This is a genomic window from Prochlorococcus sp. MIT 1318 (assembly GCF_047304505.1).
Classification (GTDB): domain Bacteria; phylum Cyanobacteriota; class Cyanobacteriia; order PCC-6307; family Cyanobiaceae; genus Prochlorococcus; species Prochlorococcus marinus_D.
The window spans coordinates 2163959-2182436 of sequence record NZ_CP138958.1; the positions used below are offsets into that span (position 1 = coordinate 2163959).

Genomic DNA, 18478 nt, shown 5'->3' on the forward strand with positions numbered 1-18478 from the left:
TGATTTCAAAGCGTCTACCAGTCACTGTTTTGACTGGTTTCCTTGGAGCTGGAAAGACCACTTTGCTACGTCATCTGCTCACTCATGGGGGGCAGCGTTTAGCGGTCATGGTCAATGAATTTGGCACGATTGGTCTTGATGGCGATTTAATCCGTAGCTGTGGCTTTTGTCCGGAGGAGGAATTGGATGGTCGAGTCGTTGAACTCAATAACGGTTGTCTCTGCTGCACAGTGCAGGAAGACTTTTTACCCACCATGGAGACCTTGCTGAAACAGGCGGATAAGTTGGATGGAATTATCGTTGAAACCAGTGGCCTTGCTCTTCCTCGCCCCCTCTTGAAAGCGCTCGACTGGCCTGCCGTACGCACTCGAGTTTATGTGAATGGAGTGGTCACAATGGTGGATGGTGAAGCCCTCGCAGCGGGTAGCCCCGTTGGTGATCCTGCCGGGTTGGAACGGCAGCGACAGGAGGATCCAAGCCTTGATCATCTCAGTGCTGTTGAAGACTTGTTCACTGATCAGTTGGAAGCTGCTGATTTGGTGTTGATCAGTCGAGCGGATGTTGTCTCCAATGTCGACCTCCGCAAGCTCAGAAGCGAACTTGCTGAAAAGGTACGCCTTGGCACGTCAATGATGCCGATCAGTCATGGCCAAGTTGATCCAGCTGTGGTGCTAGGCCTGAGTACGACAGAGAGTAGCGACCAACAAAAGAGCTTGCCTAAACAATTTGGCGACGACCTAATCGACGATACTTCCATTGATGTCGATCATCGTGAAGATGATCATCATCATGACCACAACCATGTGGAGATGTTGAGTGGTACGGTGCGCTTTGAAGGTTCTGTTGATCGGGCTACGATTGAAGCACTTCTGCCTGAGTTGGCCACACTTCATCAGGTTGTACGCCTAAAAGGTCGCTTATGGCTGCCGGGCAAAGCTTTACCCCTTCAGCTGCAGATGGTTGGCCCAAGGCTTAGCAGTTGGTTTGAGGCTGCTCCAGAGAACGCCTGGCATCCTGAGGGGGCGGGCGTTGATCTGGTGGTGCTTAGTTTTGAAGAGCAAGCAGCTGAAGCAATTCGCTTTGGTCTTGAAAGCTCTTTGATGTCAGATATTGTCTAACGGAAGTCAACTGATTAAGCAGCTCAAGAGGTAAGCGGGTGGTTATGGTTTGGCTTCTCTATCTTTCGGCTCTTGCATCGTGCCGTTCATCCAGTAGTCGATTTGATTCCGGTTGTTGGCTATGTAATTATTAACGGCTTCCTCTGTTGAGGTGTTCTGAGCATCCAATAGCATGGCATCCAACTGACCATCGGACAGCTTGAAGCGAGTGAAAAAAGAAACCACTTTGGGATGGTCTTTGTCCAGCCCTAGGCGTGCAATGGCATGGATACCTTCTTGGCCACCAAAGACACTCTTGGGATCCTTCAAAAAGCGGAGTTTATAGCGGGCAAACATCCAGTGAGGGGTCCAACCAGTTACCACGACCCATCGATCGTCATTGATAGCCCGATCGAGAACGGCTGTCATTGCGGCACCACTGGCTGAAATCAGTTTCAGGTCCGATAGGTCATAGGCAGTTAGCGCTTTCTCAGATGCCTGCATCAGCCCTGATCCCGGGTCTATCCCTTGAACTGTGTTGTTGAAGTCGTTAGCAATTTTCGGGTCGCTCAGATCGCTAATGGAGCCAATACGTTGTTTTGGCACATAGTCAGGGACTACCCAGCCAATGCGACCTGAGTACATCGTGCCAAGATCTACAACTCGATCGCTTACTTTTTGCCAGTATTTTTCGTGTGTTTTTGGCAGCCATGCCATTAACATCAGATCGAGGTTCCCGCGAGCAACAGAGTCGTACTGAATACCGATATCTGCCATAACTCGTTCGACAGGCTGCTCATAGTGGCTTTCGATTAGTTTTTCAGCCATCAGGCTTACTACGTCAGCATCAGCCCAGGCAGTCCAGCCGATGCGCAATTGATCTGGTTTGGCGTTCGAACATCCCGACACCCCAGTCATCAGCACTCCAGCGATAACAAGGCTTAGATTTCGCAATTTGTTAGACATTTTCATGAGGAAGTCCAGAAGTTAGTAAAGGCTTTAAAGCGCTGCGGCAATGACTTTCTCGAAAAGTTTGAGGCGGCCAGGCTTTGTGTGAGTCGATCCAGGATTACAGCCAGAATTACCACGGCGAGCCCCCCCTCGAAGCCAAGGCCTACGTCAAGTTGTTGGATGCCTCTGAGCACCACATCACCTAAGCCGCCACCACCAATCATTGATGCGATCACAACCATCGATAGAGCGAGCATGATGGTTTGATTAACACCAGCCATCAAGGTTGGTAAGGCGTTTGGAAGTTGCACTTTCCAGAGCAATTGTCGTTCTGAGCAACCGAAGGCGCGCCCGGCTTCGATTAGATCAACAGGGACTTGTCGTATGCCCAGGTACGTCAGGCGTACTACGGGTGGCATCGAGAAGATCAGCGTTGCGATAGTGGATGGGACAAGCCCTGTGCCAAAAAACATCACTGCCGGAATGAGATAAACGAATGCCGGCATGGTTTGCATCAGATCCAATACTGGGCGGGTAATCGCCCAGATGTGTTGGCGACGGGCAGAAAAAATGCCGATCGGGATGCCAATGATTAGTGCCAGTAATGAGGCTGCAATAACTAGGGCCAGGGTTGAGATCATTGGCGGCCAAAGCCCCATGAACAAAACCAGGTTCAGACCAAGAAGGCTGAGAATGGCGAAGCTCAAACTCACTCGCCAAGCTGCGAGTATGGCGATCAGAGGAGCTAGCAGCCAGGGCGCTGGTACGGAGAGTATCTGTTCGATTGCTCCGGCTAGACCATTAATTGCAGAATCAATCACTAGGAAAATTGGTTGCGCATGATTGAGCAACCATTCCACGAATCTGCTCATGCCCTCGCCGACAGGGCCGGTACTGACGGTTGCAAAAACTTGGTCAATCACATCCATCATCTCAGGGTCATCGAGCGCAAAAGTCGACGTGGACTAATCACGCCAATGAGGCGCTGATCTGATCCAATCACTGGAACTGGATACGGGGCGTTAGCAACAGATTTCATGGCATCGCGAATGGTGGTCTCTGCGATGAGAGCTGGACCAGTTTCAGCTGGAATGATTTTGCCGTTCTTTTGAAGCACACCTTTGAAGATATTTCGATCGTCCACGATGCACGTCGGTGCTTCTATTGCTGCATCTCCTTCTATCTGCAGCTGCCGCAAATCTGATTGATTGATTAGGCGAGCGGGTAATTCGGCAACGGTATCAACGGTGATCACAGAGGCAGCATCAACATCTTGGAAGAAATGACGAACTTGCTCACTGGCGGGTTGGCAGAGCAGCTCACGTGGCGTTCCACATTGCAGAACTTTGCCTTCTTTCATTAGAGCGATGCGATCACCAAGCCTTACAGCTTCGTCTAGATCATGGGAGATAAAGACGATCGTGCGAGGTCTCTCTGCCTGAAGTTCCAGCAGTTGTTCTTGCATCTCGCGCCGAATCAGAGGATCAAGAGCAGAGAAGGCCTCATCCATGAGCAGGATTGGAGGATCAAGTGCCAGGGCTCTGGCTAGGCCAACTCTCTGTTGCATGCCTCCAGAGAGCTGTTGAGGCAGCCTGTCGAGATCCTTACCAAGACCAACACGCTCAAGTGATTCCCTGGCCTTTTCAAGCCTTTTTTGTCGCGGAACTCCCGCAACCTCAAGGCCGAAGGCCGCATTCTCAAGTGCGGTTCGCTGGGGGAAGAGCGCAAAAGATTGGAAAACCATGGCCATTTTGTTGCTGCGAAGCTTTTGCAGTTCAGCAGCTGCCAACTGAGTGATCGGCTTGCCGTCAACGGAAACCTCACCGCCAGTTGGGAGGATTAGGCCATTGATCATGCGTAGCAGCGTGGACTTTCCTGAACCCGAAAGGCCCATCACCACAAAAATCTCGCCACTAGAGATAGACAGCGTTACATCGCGTACGGCAGGCTTAAGACCGGTTTGATTATGGAGTTGCTCCGCATCCATACTTTGACAGTGATCGTCAAGCGCACGTTCAGGATGCTCACCAAACACCTTCCAGACTCGGTCGATGCTGATCCGGGGCGTCATGTCTTACATCGACTGTATTTATAGACTATGACTGCTTACAGGCCGTACCAAGGCACCTATGAAGTCAAATGAATTGTCTATCTTGAATCATCGGCTGAAAGCACTTATTGCCAAAGGGATTTGATGAATTTTTAGGCGTTAAGGGAACTGATGTGATGTCATTAGATTTTGATTAACAGACATCCATAGAATCATTCGCTATGATTTTGAATGGGAATTGCATAAGCTGTAACGCAGCCTTGCTCAGACCAATGCCTTTCTAGCTGATTCGGGCCTTTCCCGACCTCAAAGATATGGCGCATCAAAAAAATCTTCGGGAAGCTTGAATCTGCATGACTTTGACTCAACATTCGCAAAAACCCTGCCAAGACGATCTGCAAAACTTTGGTGAAAAACCCGAACAAGTACGTGATACAGACCATTATCAGCAGGAATATGTTGAGGATTTCACAGACAGATGGGATCGACTGATTGATTGGAAGGCGAGGTCCGAAGCTGAAGGCGATTTTTATATTCGAATCCTTCGTGAACATGGCGCACGTTCCGTGCTCGACGTGGCTACCGGAACGGGATTTCATTCGGTTAGTTTGTTGAAGGAAGGGTTTGACGTCATCAGTGCAGACGGAAGCCCTAATATGTTGGCGAAGGCCTTTCAGAATGCTCGTGATCATGGTCAGTTATTACGCACTGCTCAGGCTGATTGGCGCTTTCTAAATAGAGATATTCATGGCGAATTTGATGCTGTGATCTGTCTGGGCAATTCCTTTACACACCTATTTCGAGAGCATGATCGACGCAAGGCTCTAGCTGAATATTACGCAGTACTTAAGCATAATGGAATCCTTATTCTTGACCACCGAAACTATGACCGACTTCTCGATCAAGGTGTAGCGATACGTTCTGGGAAGGGAAATGTTTATTGCGGGAAGGATGTCAATGTCAGGCCTGAGCATGTTGATGAAGGGTTAGCGCGTTTTCAATATGCCTTCAGTGATGGCAGCACTTATCACTTGAATATGTTCCCCCTAAGGCAAAGCTACGTAAACCGACTTATGACCGAAGTTGGATTCCAGAAGATTACATCTTTTGGAGATTATTTACCTGGCCATCAAGACCCAGACTTTTATGTACATGTCGCTGAGAAGGAATACATAGCAGACATTAAACAAAACTGATACGTGATATTAAATACTTCAGCAAAATACAATCCTAATCAATCATGAATTCATCATCATCAACTGTTGCTGCCACTTATTACGACAGCAGCGATGCAGATCGATTTTATGCCGAGATTTGGGGAGGTGAAGACATCCATATCGGCCTATACGAGACTGCCGATCAAGCCATCGCTTCCGCGAGCGAGAGAACCGTGCAAGCACTTATGGAGCTTGCAACTCAACCTCCAGCCAAAGCTTGCGTCGTTGACCTTGGCTCTGGTTATGGCGGAGCGGCACGACGTATCGCCAAGCAATGGCAGGTCAATGTGCATGCTGTCAATATCTCTGCCGTTGAGAATATGCGCCATCGAGATCTCAACAATGCTGCTGGATTGGCCAAGCTCATCAAAGTACATGATGCATCATTCGAAGAAGTGCCATTGCCCGATGGCATAGCAGATGTGGTTTGGAGTCAAGACGCCATACTTCATGCCGGCAATCGCCTCCAGGTAATGAATGAAGTGTCAAGGCTTCTTAAGCCGGGGGGTGTATTTGTCTTAACAGATCCAATGGCATGCGACGGCATCGAAGCCAACGCCCTTCAACCGATTCTTGATCGTATCCACCTATCAGATTTGGCATCTCCTGATCGTTACCGAATCTGGGCAGAGGCTTCAGGGATGACTAGAGATGTATGGCAAGAACGCACAGAAATGCTTGTGAGGCATTACACGCGGGTTCGAGAGGAACTACGTCGACGTCATCAAGAGCTTGCGAGTGTAATTAGTACGGATTATTTGAGTCGCATGGATGCAGGCCTTGGTCATTGGATTGAAGGTGGGAGTCAGGGAAGACTTTGCTGGGGCCTAATGCGTTTTACAAAGCACTAACTTAGGACTTAACACCAATTCTTCCTTTATTTTATAGTGAATCATATCAAGAATCCATCTTGGTGATTAATCGACAGGCCAATTAATCCTCCACATGTGGCATTAATTCCATCACTAATTCGTCAGAAGTATCCCTTTAAATTGTCCAGATAGTTAAAAATATGTGGATTCAATTTTCCAGTCGGATCAGATCATTATGGGAAAGGTCGAAGCGTTCCAGGCGATGAAGCAAGCAGATCTTTTTAAGTAGCAACCTCTTTTTGAGTACCAATCTCGATTGTCGAGCTCGGAGAGTGATGTTAAATGGTTGTTGATCGTCTATGGATCCTTCTCTAGGTCTAGCGATGCATTGGAAGAACTAGATTTTCCTGAATGGGACGACGAGTAATGCCATCCTCTCCACACCCTATCGAGTTGGCCATTGTGCTTGTCAATGGTCTGATAGTGCCCATACAACGCTTCTCGAGGGTTATCAAGCCCTTGCTAATCATCCTTCGTCCAGCTTGGTTAGGCTTACAACCTCTGCTCTTGATTCTGCACCTACTACTGGTGTATTCGATGGCTCTGGTTATAGCCCTGTCCGAATGGCTGCTTGGATTTTCATTCACAGTCGATAGCAGTAATGGTCAAAGCGTTGATTCGACAGCCAAGCAGACAGATAATTCACAATCAATGGTGCTTGGCATTCATCCATCAGAGTTAAAGACAGAAGATGCATCTCAACACGAGATCAATCGGGCTAACTATCCTGATGAAAATGAATTCACATCAAATTCTTTTCAGCCAGAAAGAAAACCCTTCTTCTTAAACCTAGAAATCAAGAGAAGAGAACACACGGTAATGATTATCAGAAGTTAATTATCACCAGCCGTCAAGTATGGAATCTCCTCTACGCAAGGGCGAATAGAGAAATATAAGCCTTAACTAAGAGAAGAAAGTCTCCAAAGACAGCTTCAGCTCTAGCAAGGAACGAAACTCCAGACTTCAAACACTTAAAAGGTTAAAACTTTTAAAAGATCAAGACCAGGGCTGTCGCAAAAACCTGACCTGGACCTTAATCGAGCCAGCATCCTGCTGCTCTGTGGTAAAACATCTAGGACATGAGTATTCTAAAATTGATTAAATCTTATTCCAAAAGTTAGCACCTTCTTATTGCAAAATTAAGCACCTTTCCTCTTCCTCATTCATCGTTTCAGACCCTATCCAACTTGGACCTTCGGGCCAAGATTGAGTGCGTATTCTGATGATTCTAAATTACTCCTGAAGAATTAGCTTTATATGATTTCTTCAGGTCAGGGCCATGAATCCTAGATATATTGAGTTGATACCAATATGAATACGAACTAGAAGCCAACAATGGTACTTTCAATTAAACAGAGTGGTGTCCTTCATGGAATGCTCACTGGCACAGCGGTTTCGATAGGGATCATTATTTTCGGAATTTTGCTAAATCCGTTTAATTTCCATTGCAATCTTACACTCTTAGAAAAAAGTTCTGTTCTGTTTAAATCACTGATCATTCTTGCTCTCTGCCTTACTTTTTCGATTGGCCGTCTTGCAAAGCATCGCTTCTTTAGCCCAGAGGAGCTTGATGGAAGAGGTCTTAGAACAGATTCTGATCGAGCCATCCTCCTCCAGTCTCTTCTTCAAAATACCCTTGAGCAGTCGGTCCTAGCGGCATTCGTTTATGGCACTTGGACATTCGTTATGCCCTCAGCATGGTTGTCTGTCGTACCGCTAGCAGCATTGTCTTTTGCAATGGGGAGAGTTCTCTTCTTTGCAGGCTATCGGCGTGGTGCGGTAGGACGAGCGCTTGGTTTCACGATGGCTTTCTATCCGTCGGTTTTGATGTTGATCTGCACTGTCTGTTTTTTGCCCCTCTCTGCAGTTACTGGTGGTTGCTAAGGTGAAACTGTCACTACTTTCAACATCGGTAAAATGAACTAGTGTGATTACGATATGATACTCTTTATTCTTTAGCCGATAAACATACGTAGCACTTTTATCATTTCTGATTCTGCATTGAGTTACTACATGTAAGGATCTTCTTAAGTTGAATTTCGCCATCTCGTCATTAGAGGAAAGTGAAGCTTTTGACTCAACCCTTAACTCTGGGTTCAAAGTTAAAACTCTTAGTCATTAGAATTGATTGATCTAGCCGACTCCCGGCAGCGTCAAAACCTTTCAAAATCAGATCAGCTGATCACTCCCTAGTTGAGTTGGCTTTTTACTCAGTATTATTAAAGGAGAAGAGAAACTAATGAACAACCAACTTCTGCGATTCTCACGTTTTGGACTTCGGGCATTAGCCATCACCGCAAGCACGCTTGCGCTTATCGACCTGATTAAACAACAATGGTTCCCCGCGACCGCTTGCTCCGTTGCATGGGCTTTGATTGCCTGGGTGGAGCGGGATTTCATCAAAAGGTTTTCAGATTCTGCAGAGTTATGAGCATCACGAGAACTCCCAGCAATAATGTTTTTGGATTTACGACCATTCAGGAATGATGCGCACCATCTTGATCAGTGGTGCCAGTCGAGGTATCGGCCGAGCAATTGCCGAACGAATGTTGGCTGATGGCCATCGTCTTAGCCTTGGCCTACGGGACCCTAAATCCCTAATTGGTAGCGCACTTGACCCGGCAATCGCTGGTTCTGAACAAGTGTTCCTACATCCCTATGAAGCCCAGGACGTTAATGCTGCCGAAAGCTGGGTATCAGCAAGCTTGGCTCATTTCAATGGCTTCGATAGTTTGATTCACTGTGCAGGCATATTTCATCGCACGCCCATACGGTTTAATGATAACCAGCAGCATGAGATTGATCAGCTCTGGCAGGTGAATGTCATGGGCCCATGGATGCTCAGCCGCGCTGCTTGGCCTCAGCTTGAATGTCATGCTGAGGCGCGCATCATTGTGTTGGTGTCAATGAGTGGCAAGCGCTCCAAGGGCCGCTTGGCTGGCTACACCGTTAGTAAGTTTGCTCTGATGGGCCTTTGTCAGACCATGCGTAACGAAGGATGGGAGCAAGGCATCCGCGTGACAGCGATTTGTCCAGGTTGGGTCAATACCGATATGGCTGCCAGGGTTAAGTCTTTGCCCAAAGAGGCGATGACTCAGCCTGATGACATCGCCTCTTTGAGCTCAAATTTGCTACAGCTACCTAACAGTTGTGTACCGTTTGAACTGAGCATGAACTGCACACGTGAGATCTAAACCCTTAGTAGAGTTGATGAGACTTTGTTATTGGCAAAGAAATGACGAGCAAAACTTTCCAAACCTCTTAAATAATATGGGTTCTTTGCGATAAGAATCGTAGACATAAGGATAAGAACAGGAATATACTCTCACTAATTGGCAACAATTAAAGATAACAAAGTGGGCAAACAAGACAATCTTTACTCAGTTTGACTTTTTATTATTGATACTAGTCTGCTTCTATTTAAAAATCACTCATACTGAATAAGTTCAGGCTGTCGCGGTCTAGAAATGGCGGTGAGCGAAAGATCAATGCGACTAACAAACTTTCCTTCATTGGAGATGTCTAGACAGGAGGTTCATGAGGGTGAGGCTTTTGCAGAAGCCCAGACCAATGAAAGCTTGCGTAGAAGTGCTCGTTTTGATTTAAAAAAATTGAACATCAGACTGATCACCATTCAGAAAGCGACGAAGATTCACTCCGGCTTCCATTGATGCAGCATGAAGCTCAGCTCGCTGCATTGCATCAAGACCATCCCAGAACGCGTTGAACAATTCAATAGAGGCAACACCCATGCCGACCATCCCCATGATTGAGAGTGGCAGGCTCAACCAAGGGAACACCAGTAGCAATACACCCAACAAGACACTGACTGCAGCACCCTGTTTAACGGATTCCCAGACAGTTGTGCTTATCATTTGGATTTGTACGGTGCGGCTGATCGCACCCCGCTTGCGCAATGCTTCGGTTCTTAATCCGCTCAGAAGAGTTTGGTAGATGGCATAGACGGCCATCCCGCCGAGCGTTGACTCGGCCACGATTTCGCCACCATTGATGGCTCCTCCATTGAGGTTGATATCAATCGATGTAAGGCCTGCAATCGCCGCGATCTCTAGTCCTGCTCGTGGGATGCGGAAGGGATCTCGTTCGCGGGTCATGGCCGTAGCAATAAGGTAGTTATGCTCATCATCAGTGTAGGTAACTGATGATGCACTCAATCATCATTGGGATTGATTCACCCTGCTCAATATTGTTGTGTAATTGCATTATCTTTATCATTGAATTCAATAAAATTCCCTGAAACTGGCTGGGGTGAAGGCTGAGGACGATCGTTCAAGACTATTGGCGATTGGCTGGCAATGGTTGCCCTGCATTGAATAGATTCTCTTTTTAATTCTAGATCATTAGAAAGAAACATTGCGAATGATGCTCATATTTACTAGCTAGTACTGGATCATTTGGCAAGCATGCAATCAAATTCTTGACAAACCCTATCCTGATCATGCAATGTACTGTTTCGGCTCAGGCATTATAGAACTTTAACAAGACTCTTCATTTCGGATCAGGCTATCAATGAAAAAGAATAACAAATCACTAGCAATGTATTAGCATAGTCCATGCTATTACTCATTATAGTATAATCATCAATCGTATATTAATAAGATAAAGCCTCAACTCTATAGACTTATTCAGTCTTCATTCAACCCGAAATGTTACCCCCATAACCGCGGTGATGTCTTTTTTGATTGTGCTGGTGTCGTATGATCCATAACTACTCATTTGTGTAGAGTTAGGCACTGTGATATGGAATGTGCCGGTATCGGCGTTGGTAATTGCGCCAATACTCGAGCCTGCTTCCAGGGCAATAGCCTTTGCACGTCTCCTTGCATCACGAGTAGCTTTTGCGAGCATGTCAACTCGCTTGGCTGCAAGCTTTGTAAAAGTGTAGGAGGGTCGATTAATTGAAAGAGGTACCCCTTCACAAATTAGGGCACTGATCTTTCCTGAAATCATGTGGATTTTTTAACATCCCAACTTCCGATCAGTACAGCTTGAGTTGTCGTCCAAGTTGTTGATAGGAGTTCTCCCGTTTTTGGATTGCGAACTTGATCTTTATTAGACCTAACAGTTCCTAATTCTATCTCATCAGGCTTGCCCCCATTAGCTTTTAGAAAGACAATCATTTTTTCTAACGATGGTTTTAGCAGCTGATAGGAAGTCTGCTGGTTGTAACCAGTTTGTTTAACATTTACAGACCAATCGACATAGTCGCTCGTAATCCGCTCCGTACTGGCTCCGGTGACAGTAATTGTGTCATTACTACTGCGAATTCCCTTCACTAAGATTGAAGATGCCGCGACCATGCCGCACACGAAAACAGCCGTTGCAAACACCAGTGGTGGAGTGCGTCGCAGCAGCTGCCAAGTATTATCAGTACACTTGCTTAGCAAGCTTCGACTTTGCGGTGAGGTCATGACTGGATGACTCTATTGAGGAATCCTAGTGATTTTCGTGCCAATGGCTAGTCAATTTTCTGTTAAATTAACCTTGTTAGACTTGCACGAGAATGTGGATAGTCTCAATAATCTGATTCGCTTGTTGATATTTTTCTTTCTGTAATCCCATCCACTCCAACGCCCCTATTCTTTCTTTTGAAATTTGATGCATGAAAAGCGACCGTTAGATCTTTCATTCCATTTTATGTGTGCACAGTTCAGTAATCATTTTTTATTGGTTTGTTCAATTTATTTATACGTTACTATGCTTATGAATCTTGATATTTAGACTTTTGGCAATCCCAAAACTTGAAAATAAATACGTAACTCAGGGGAATAGTGAATACTGATCAGGATGATCGATACATTCGGCACGTTCGCTTGGTGCCTTGATTACAGCTTGTTCCCCAAGCAGATGCGAAGTTAGCCATGGACGGCGTCCAATCCCCTGGGTCCGGAAACCAAGGGGATTTTTTATTGTGATTCTCAGTTTTTCTCGTCTCATTTAGGGAGAGGTGCTCATTAGGACTGAGCTGAATGCCGGCCCGCTAAGGGAGGCCAGCAGAACCTGCTGCCTTACTGACGATTTCAAGTATTTCTACTGTTGAATCTTGTCCCTGATTCTTTGGTTGAAATATGCCCAGTTCTCATTCACTCTGATTAGCTCCCTTTTAAGGACCAACACTCATTCGATCAAGAAATCAATAGCGAAACTTGCTGTAAGTTCTGCAAGGACACTTACCCCCATTCATCCATGCCCGTAAAGATTTGTTGAGACCACAGCCCGATAAAAGTCATGAATGGTCCCTTCGGTAACGACAGCTTTAGAGAGAATTCAGACCGAATCTAGATTTCCAGAACAGCTTCACAGTAGTAATCCAAAGCGAAGAGGCGCCATCTATGCAGGATTTTGTATCCGCATGAACAACCAACCCTGCCGCGCAGAGTGCATAATTGATTTGTAGCGATAGCTACCAAAACGTTCACCCTGATCATTGCAGGGCGCAGTTCGAGCCAAGCCATGGAACGGGGACTTGGACGTCATTTCGGACTCTGAATCATGACCACGCTTCTTTATCGCGGCCAGCAGTATGCCCAGCACAAAGAAGTTGCACCTAAGCAACTCGTAGAACTGACATACCGCCGCACTGTCTACGCAAACAACAAGCTGAAAGCAGCCCAGACCCATCCTGTGCTCACCTATCGCGGACAGGAGTACCAGAAGTAATTCATTTGGCAATCACTTCTGAAAAACCCTTTGACCTCGCCCCGCTAGTCGGGGTTTTTTTGTGGTCTGAGCTTGTCTAGCGCCTCTCAACTGTTTGCAGCTTTATTGCAAAGCTTTTTCGCGATCATCAAGTCATCTTGTTTCTACTTCTCAGTACGGGACTTGTGGATGCCAGGATTGCTTGACTTGGTTTTCCACCAAGTCACTGCGAGTGTCATCAGAACCTGCTATCTCCAGGGGGTGTTCCAACGAAGCCATGAGTCGTCAACTCGCCGCAGGTCTAACCGTCATATTCCTGCTAGCACTACTGGCCACTAACCCCTCATTGAGCGGTATCCCCATCTATGGAGATACGTCTCTGCTTGAGTTCTGGGTGAAGAACATCGCTTTGGCGATGCCCCCAGCATTCACCCTTGGCATGTGCACAGTTCTTCTCTACAAAGGCTTCCGCTACCCCAGAGGAACAGTTTTTACCATCCTTGGTCTGCTTCAACTTGTATTTGTTGGATGGCTTATTTGGCTAACGTTTCAAACAGGAGTTGTCTGGGTGTCTTTACCAATCCTTCTTTTGGCTGCCTTTATGGGGCCAAAGTCAGCTAGAGCAACTTGGAAATGGCTCGGCGTTGATCGCTATTACAGAATCAAAGCGGAACCAGATGCCGATTGATTGAGCTTCTTTTTTATCTTGTATGTTGGCAGGCCTCCCCAATTATCAGTGGGACCATGCCCAGAGCTGGCCGCCCTCACATATCCCAGTAAGTGAGGTTGGTATCTCCTCCTGCAAACCAGCTGATTCGAGATACAGCAATGAGTATTACTTACGAGAGCGCAAGGCTATTGAGCGCGTTTTGATTTGAATTGAGCAAGGTATGCATGCCTCCAGACCGACAGCTGGGGGCTCTTTTTTGACTAACCACTACAGCTGGTAGCTAACAGACCGCTTGGTGGGCTATGAATGGTAATGACTAAGGTCTTGTCAAAATGCTGTTTGGCTTTACTAAAAAGCAGCTCTTGGGCTGGTGGCTTTTAACAACTGGAGCCAAGGTCACCTTAGGAATTTGGCTATTTGGTCGAATGGGCTGGGATTTGCCCTGGTGAAAGACCATAGATATGCCTACCAAGGCTTTTCAGATCTGTTGATTCAACAAGATAGTACTGAGCTGTATGCATTTAGATTTGCGTGGCAACTTTCTGCATAGTGAATTAATTTCCAGAATCTTTTTTCATTCACATCGACTGAATAAACAAGAATGAAGTAATTAGTTTGTCGCTTAAACCAAAGTGCTGTTTCCGCTTTTCATCAAGCATTTCCCCTTAGTTACTTCTCAGTTTTGATAAGATCAACAAGGAAGATTCGATGCTGAATTTCCTTTCTTGTTTTAGGCAAATACTTCCATTTGAAATAATGATAAGGGGTGGCTTAGGCATCATGCCTTAGCTATTTAACTCAACAATGTCATAGTATTCTCTTTCATCCTCATCGCAACAGCTGAGATCAGCATAATATCTTTCCAAGACAGTATGTGCCTCGTCATAGCTGGAAAAATACCTACCAGCGATCTCATCTGATTGGCCGTCACTTCGTATTATTTGAAAAGTGTTGGCCAGCTTGTTGTTGTTACCCATCTCGGCCACAAGTGCTCGACATTCAGCATCAACTCCCTTTTTTGTTGCCCACTCTGCAATTGCGCTTTTTTTCTCGTGAAGTTGCAACAATTGCATTGCGATGCCACGTAGGGTGTCAAGATCCTGACACTCCTGGATTGTTCTACGCAATTTCTCGTTCTGAAACTGCATCACAGTGCTTGGTTCAATGGGCTTCTCGACTGACAATGCGGGACACCCTGCGCAAAGGAACCTCAGCCATTGTGGCACCTACTTGTACTTGCATGCATAGAAACATCGGCATATAGGCAAACTCGTAAAAAATCGGCTTTGATTATTACCAACAAAGAATTTACGAGCAAATACACCTAATATTAGAAAGTTATATTTTGCTTTTGCAAATAAAAGCAATCAGCAAACATGGATTAGTAAGTCTTATTAAGGCAATCTCAGTTCTTCGCCTTAACTTCGTTATGCAGGCTTTCAAAGGGAAGACCTGCAGTATTTGAGTTGGTATTCAACTGCGCATTGACTTCTGTAAAAGCTGATGTAACAAAAGTTGTTACAAAGCCAATCGCAATGCTGAGTGTGATGATCTTTTCGATCTCTAATTTGAATTTATTTGTTGTCATGGGTTTGACCAAATGATTGTCATTACTACATTGATACAATGATTATCTATGACTTTTATCAGTTAGTTTGTGACTGTGCTCATGGCGACCTGTGATTTTGATTACAGGGTTAACTGGTCATTCCAGCTTTCACCGCAAATGCCTATGGAACTGATTTCCGCGATTACTCCTTGAGATGATTTGATAGAAGGACTTTCTAGGGAAACAATTTTGTTGATCCTTACTTGGATCTTGATTGTCTTTGCTGCAGGAGCAGCACTCGGCTTATTACTGCTGCTGTTCAGTCTTGTACGTGTGTTCCAAAATGCTCCAACCTTAAATTCCAAGCAGTTTCAGCCTGGGCAGCCACCTACTAGCAAGGGGGAAACCCTCAAGAGAACGGAGCTCACAGTGGTTGTTCCTGCTTATAACGAGGCCACCAACATCAAGGTGTGCCTGAGCAGAATTTTGGCCAGTGATCCACCCTGCAATAACTGGAGAGTGTTGTTGGTTGATGACGGGAGTACTGATGAAACCGTTCAAGTTGCAAGCGCTGTTGCCTCAGTCTTAAAGCTCGAGGAAGGTCGCTTTACAATTTTGAACGCCGGACCAAGACCCTTGGCGCAGCGTTGGGTAGGCAAGAACTGGGCCTGCTCACGTGCAATGGAGCTTGTAAGTAGCACCTGGGTGCTGTTTGTAGATGCAGATGTGGAGCTTCACCCAGAAACCCTCAAGCGTGCACTGAATCAGGCAATTGAGGAAGAAGCAGATCTGCTGAGCCTGGTACCACGTATTAACTGCAGCTGCTCTGCTGAATGGATGGTGCAACCGATCATGGCCTGTCTTTTGGCTGTAGGTTTTCCGATTAAAGCCGCCAATGATCCAGCTGAATCAACAGCATTTGCCGCTGGACCATTTATGTTATTTCGCCGATCAACATATGAGGAGATTGGTGGTCATCGTGCACTGGCTGAGGTGGTGATAGAGGATCTGGCTCTAGCTCGTAGAGTGAAAAGCGGGGGCTTTCGACTGCGTTATCTGCTTGGGTTAGATGCATTGCAATTGCGGATGTACGACAATTTTCCTGCGCTTTGGGAAGGCTGGAGCAAGAATTGGTTTCTTGGCCTAGATAGCAGTGTCGTCAAAGCAATCGGAGCATCAGCACTAGTGTTCTGGATGTTCACAGGCCCCTGGCTAGTCTTGTTGCTGATCATAGTTTGCCTGCTCTGGATCCCTTTTTATGGGGCACTATTAATTGCCTTTACTTTTTCAGTAATTGGTGTATTACTTCAGTTCATTCTACGTCTTTGGACACGTCAAAAATTCGAGGTGCCATTAACGAATTGGTGGTTGATGAGTGCAGGTGGCATCCTTATTGGCTTGCTTGGACCAACTTCAGTTTGGAGAACACTGACTGGACGCGATTGGACCTGGAAAGGCCGTTCCTTGGCTTAAGAAGTGTTAGCTAGCCATTAGTTAGGCAAGTCGCATCAACTATTAATTATTACTAGAATTAAATTCATTCATCTTCCAGCAGAACACTCAATAGGCTCATATTTCTATCATTCATTATCTTTGACAATTCCAAGCACTAATGATATTGACAGGCATGTCATTCAACCATCTCCAGCCCTAATCCTGAGCATCATTACTGTAGATACTTTCATTTCAATATATCGTTCATTTGACTAGCTTGTCCTTTTGGGCTTTCGTCTTTTTTGTTTAGTCTTTATAAACTCAATCTTCTTTACTTCAGCCTGCATGGCTTCTTTCCCAACGGCCGTAGAACATCGAAAACCGGTTAGCTGTAATGCCATGGGCAATCACACTCAAAACAATGGTGACCGTTGTGGTGGTAAGAATCGCTTGTGCGCTTGGAAGCGCCGCGTCTACCACCATCACAACAAACACAATGCTGGCTAAACCTCTTGGCCCAAACCAACCAACGAAGAGTTTCGTCCAGTGATCAAGTCCAAGGCCGCTGGTTACTAAGGCAACGGGAAGAATGCGCACTAGTGTCAGGCTTAAAGCCCCATAGACCACACTTGCGACTGTGATGTGGCTCCAGGCATCCGGCACCATGGCACTGCCAAATAAAACCCAGGTCAGTAGGGCCAACATGTCCCCCATTGCCAGGGAAGCCACCATCTCACCGTCCTTGAGTTCTTTGCGACTGCAGATCCCATAAAAAAGACCAGCGATGAAACAGGAAATGAATCCGCTCCCATGAAGGGTTTGGGCGAGGGTGTAGGCACTCAGGGCCAGGGCCACTGTGATCAAAGGCCTCCAATCCTCAGCAATCCATTTGCGTTGTTCTGCCTGATCCCTTAACCAACTACCCAATAATCCAACAAAGGCTCCTATCACGAGGCCGAGACCTATTTCACTGACAAGCAGCTGGGCAAAGCTCTGCAATGCATCCTTCGGTCCATTGATCTGGTCAAGATGACCAGTTGATATACCAAGAAAGCACAACAACATAGGAACACAAATTCCGTCATTGAGGCCACTTTCAACATTGAGGTCTTCGCGGATAGCTTCTGGTACTTCGAGGTTGGTGGTCACCGCTTCGCCAAGTGCCGCATCTGTTGGAGCGAGCACCACAGCAAGTAGGGCTGCTTCAATCAGGCTTAGTTCAGGCAATATCAATCGGGCCACCACGAAACCCATCAGAATGCTGAGTGGCAGTCCGAGCAGCAGCAGACGCATTGGCAGGCGGGCACTGTTGCGTAACACTGTCCAGTCCAATGCTGCTGCATCGGTAAACAACACGAGACCCAATGTGATCTCTGCCAGACGCCTTAGCAGTGCTGAATCCAATGAGATGTTGAGCCAGCCCAGGTTGGCAGGGCCAAGAACTAAGCCCAGCGCAACAAAGACCAGTGGTCCAGAGACTGCTGTCCTGGACAATCGTCTTGAAAGCAGGCAATAGGCGAAGATCACTAAACTGATCACTGCCAGGTCAAGGTCGCTGTGGAGCACGGCTAGTGGTGAGTTTGAGTCCCCTTGATGCTGCCCATAATTCGGGTGTAGATCTCGAAATCCACCATCCATGTTCAGATCTTGTTGATGGAATTTCTGTGAAACCGATTCAGGCCCCTTGAGCGATTTGCCTCGATGCTTTGCTACTGACCTTCAAAAGAGGTGGTCTGTTTCAACCAATCATTCAATAGGCCTTGATGAGGGCGCTATTGCGAAGGCAAGGAACGACAGAAATGTTGATAGCTATCGGTTTTGTTGAGCTGCAAGCAAGCACAGGACTTTATGCTTTTACATGCAATATAGGACTATTCCCTAGTCATACCAGGTGGTCTCATGGTGTGGTGTACTTGAAAACAACAGAGTCAGTACCTGAGAGCCTCTAAAAACAGAATGAGGCAACATCCCCTGTTTT

At 46.4% G+C, this 18478-nt stretch carries 18 protein-coding genes and 1 pseudogene; 10 read left to right on the forward strand and 9 right to left on the reverse strand.

From position 1 onward, the window contains the following. Positions 1–2 precede the first annotated feature (2 nt). Positions 3–1118: a GTP-binding protein gene (locus tag SIB66_RS10890; protein WP_063407033.1), complete on the forward strand. Its 1116-nt coding sequence runs from the start codon at positions 3–5 to the stop codon at positions 1116–1118. A 42-nt stretch (positions 1119–1160) separates the two neighbouring features. Here SIB66_RS10890 and SIB66_RS10895 read toward each other — a convergent pair whose 3' ends face one another. Genes SIB66_RS10895 through SIB66_RS10905 form a run of 3 tightly spaced genes read right to left on the reverse strand, consistent with a single transcriptional unit; the run spans position 1161 to position 4119 of the window. Next, the gene (locus SIB66_RS10895; protein ID WP_063406700.1) at positions 1161–2069 is read right to left on the reverse strand and encodes a glycine betaine ABC transporter substrate-binding protein; all 909 of its coding nucleotides are present in this window, start codon (positions 2067–2069) and stop codon (positions 1161–1163) included. Beyond that, the gene (locus SIB66_RS10900) at positions 2066–2980 is read right to left on the reverse strand and encodes an ABC transporter permease (RefSeq protein ID WP_063406699.1); all 915 of its coding nucleotides are present in this window, start codon (positions 2978–2980) and stop codon (positions 2066–2068) included. Before SIB66_RS10900 ends, SIB66_RS10895 begins: the two co-directional genes overlap by 4 nt. Next, entirely contained in the window at positions 2977–4119 is a 1143-nt protein-coding gene (locus SIB66_RS10905) for a quaternary amine ABC transporter ATP-binding protein (protein ID WP_063421715.1), read from the reverse strand. The genes SIB66_RS10900 and SIB66_RS10905 overlap by 4 nt, the downstream gene beginning before the upstream one ends. 332 nt (positions 4120–4451) lie before the next feature. Between SIB66_RS10905 and SIB66_RS10910 the strand changes: the two genes are divergently transcribed. The 6 genes from SIB66_RS10910 to SIB66_RS10935 all read left to right on the forward strand — a co-directional run bounded on the left by SIB66_RS10910 (position 4452) and on the right by SIB66_RS10935 (position 9381). Next, the gene (locus SIB66_RS10910) at positions 4452–5294 is read left to right on the forward strand and encodes a class I SAM-dependent methyltransferase (protein WP_063406697.1); all 843 of its coding nucleotides are present in this window, start codon (positions 4452–4454) and stop codon (positions 5292–5294) included. A 44-nt stretch (positions 5295–5338) separates the two neighbouring features. After that, on the forward strand, positions 5339–6166 hold the full coding sequence (locus tag SIB66_RS10915; RefSeq protein ID WP_063406696.1) for a methyltransferase domain-containing protein: 828 nt from the start codon (positions 5339–5341) through the stop codon (positions 6164–6166). 423 nt (positions 6167–6589) lie between these two features. Continuing rightward, positions 6590–7024 (forward strand): hypothetical protein, encoded by a 435-nt coding sequence (locus SIB66_RS10920; RefSeq protein WP_236070339.1) that lies wholly within the window; start codon positions 6590–6592, stop codon positions 7022–7024. Positions 7025–7561: 537 nt separating this feature from the next. Beyond that, entirely contained in the window at positions 7562–8071 is a 510-nt protein-coding gene (locus tag SIB66_RS10925) for an MAPEG family protein (protein WP_413681295.1), read from the forward strand. Positions 8072–8426: 355 nt separating this feature from the next. Continuing rightward, entirely contained in the window at positions 8427–8618 is a 192-nt protein-coding gene (locus SIB66_RS10930; protein WP_063406693.1) for a hypothetical protein, read from the forward strand. Positions 8619–8670: 52 nt separating this feature from the next. Further along, entirely contained in the window at positions 8671–9381 is a 711-nt protein-coding gene (locus SIB66_RS10935; protein ID WP_063406692.1) for an SDR family NAD(P)-dependent oxidoreductase, read from the forward strand. Positions 9382–9789: 408 nt separating this feature from the next. Here the strand turns inward: SIB66_RS10935 and SIB66_RS10940 are convergent, their stop codons facing one another. The 3 genes and pseudogenes from SIB66_RS10940 to SIB66_RS10950 form a co-directional block, all read right to left on the reverse strand. Continuing rightward, positions 9790–10302 (reverse strand): hypothetical protein, encoded by a 513-nt coding sequence (locus SIB66_RS10940; protein WP_063407031.1) that lies wholly within the window; start codon positions 10300–10302, stop codon positions 9790–9792. A 538-nt stretch (positions 10303–10840) separates the two neighbouring features. After that, positions 10841–11619: pseudogene (locus SIB66_RS10945) on the reverse strand (SIMPL domain-containing protein). A 919-nt stretch (positions 11620–12538) separates the two neighbouring features. After that, a complete protein-coding gene (locus tag SIB66_RS10950) occupies positions 12539–12685 on the reverse strand; it encodes a hypothetical protein (RefSeq protein ID WP_236070305.1) in 147 nt (48 codons plus the stop codon). A gap of 15 nt (positions 12686–12700) precedes the next feature. Between SIB66_RS10950 and SIB66_RS10955 the strand changes: the two genes are divergently transcribed. Then, positions 12701–12868 carry a DUF4278 domain-containing protein gene (locus tag SIB66_RS10955; protein WP_071818067.1) on the forward strand — a complete coding sequence of 56 codons (168 nt, stop codon included), beginning with the start codon at positions 12701–12703 and terminating at the stop codon, positions 12866–12868. A gap of 211 nt (positions 12869–13079) precedes the next feature. Beyond that, positions 13080–13535, forward strand: coding sequence for a hypothetical protein (locus SIB66_RS10960; protein WP_063407029.1), 456 nt, complete (start codon positions 13080–13082; stop codon positions 13533–13535). A 767-nt stretch (positions 13536–14302) separates the two neighbouring features. On the opposite strand, the gene SIB66_RS10965 is transcribed toward SIB66_RS10960, so the two are convergent. Then, positions 14303–14590 carry a hypothetical protein gene (locus SIB66_RS10965; RefSeq protein WP_413681297.1) on the reverse strand — a complete coding sequence of 96 codons (288 nt, stop codon included), beginning with the start codon at positions 14588–14590 and terminating at the stop codon, positions 14303–14305. A 332-nt stretch (positions 14591–14922) separates the two neighbouring features. Next, positions 14923–15105, reverse strand: a complete 183-nt coding sequence (locus tag SIB66_RS10970; protein ID WP_063406691.1) for a hypothetical protein — start codon at positions 15103–15105, stop codon at positions 14923–14925. 210 nt (positions 15106–15315) lie between these two features. Here SIB66_RS10970 and SIB66_RS10975 point away from each other — a divergent pair, with 210 nt between their 5' ends. Continuing rightward, positions 15316–16539 (forward strand): glycosyltransferase, encoded by a 1224-nt coding sequence (locus tag SIB66_RS10975; RefSeq protein ID WP_063406690.1) that lies wholly within the window; start codon positions 15316–15318, stop codon positions 16537–16539. 297 nt (positions 16540–16836) lie between these two features. Here the strand turns inward: SIB66_RS10975 and SIB66_RS10980 are convergent, their stop codons facing one another. Beyond that, entirely contained in the window at positions 16837–18138 is a 1302-nt protein-coding gene (locus SIB66_RS10980; protein WP_236070303.1) for a cation:proton antiporter, read from the reverse strand. Positions 18139–18478 lie beyond the last annotated feature (340 nt).

Coding starts and splice junctions, on each gene's coding strand:
- SIB66_RS10895 (WP_063406700.1), bottom strand. CDS start 2,069: ATGAAAATGTCTAACAAATTGCGAAATCTAAGCCTTGTTATCGCTGGA.
- SIB66_RS10900 (WP_063406699.1), bottom strand. CDS start 2,980: ATGATGGATGTGATTGACCAAGTTTTTGCAACCGTCAGTACCGGCCCT.
- SIB66_RS10905 (WP_063421715.1), bottom strand. CDS start 4,119: ATGACGCCCCGGATCAGCATCGACCGAGTCTGGAAGGTGTTTGGTGAG.
- SIB66_RS10910 (WP_063406697.1), top strand. CDS start 4,452: ATGACTTTGACTCAACATTCGCAAAAACCCTGCCAAGACGATCTGCAA.
- SIB66_RS10915 (WP_063406696.1), top strand. CDS start 5,339: ATGAATTCATCATCATCAACTGTTGCTGCCACTTATTACGACAGCAGC.
- SIB66_RS10925 (WP_413681295.1), top strand. CDS start 7,562: ATGCTCACTGGCACAGCGGTTTCGATAGGGATCATTATTTTCGGAATT.
- SIB66_RS10930 (WP_063406693.1), top strand. CDS start 8,427: ATGAACAACCAACTTCTGCGATTCTCACGTTTTGGACTTCGGGCATTA.
- SIB66_RS10935 (WP_063406692.1), top strand. CDS start 8,671: ATGATGCGCACCATCTTGATCAGTGGTGCCAGTCGAGGTATCGGCCGA.
- SIB66_RS10940 (WP_063407031.1), bottom strand. CDS start 10,302: ATGACCCGCGAACGAGATCCCTTCCGCATCCCACGAGCAGGACTAGAG.
- SIB66_RS10950 (WP_236070305.1), bottom strand. CDS start 12,685: ATGACGTCCAAGTCCCCGTTCCATGGCTTGGCTCGAACTGCGCCCTGC.
- SIB66_RS10955 (WP_071818067.1), top strand. CDS start 12,701: ATGACCACGCTTCTTTATCGCGGCCAGCAGTATGCCCAGCACAAAGAA.
- SIB66_RS10965 (WP_413681297.1), bottom strand. CDS start 14,590: ATGCAATTGTTGCAACTTCACGAGAAAAAAAGCGCAATTGCAGAGTGG.
- SIB66_RS10970 (WP_063406691.1), bottom strand. CDS start 15,105: ATGACAACAAATAAATTCAAATTAGAGATCGAAAAGATCATCACACTC.
- SIB66_RS10980 (WP_236070303.1), bottom strand. CDS start 18,138: ATGGATGGTGGATTTCGAGATCTACACCCGAATTATGGGCAGCATCAA.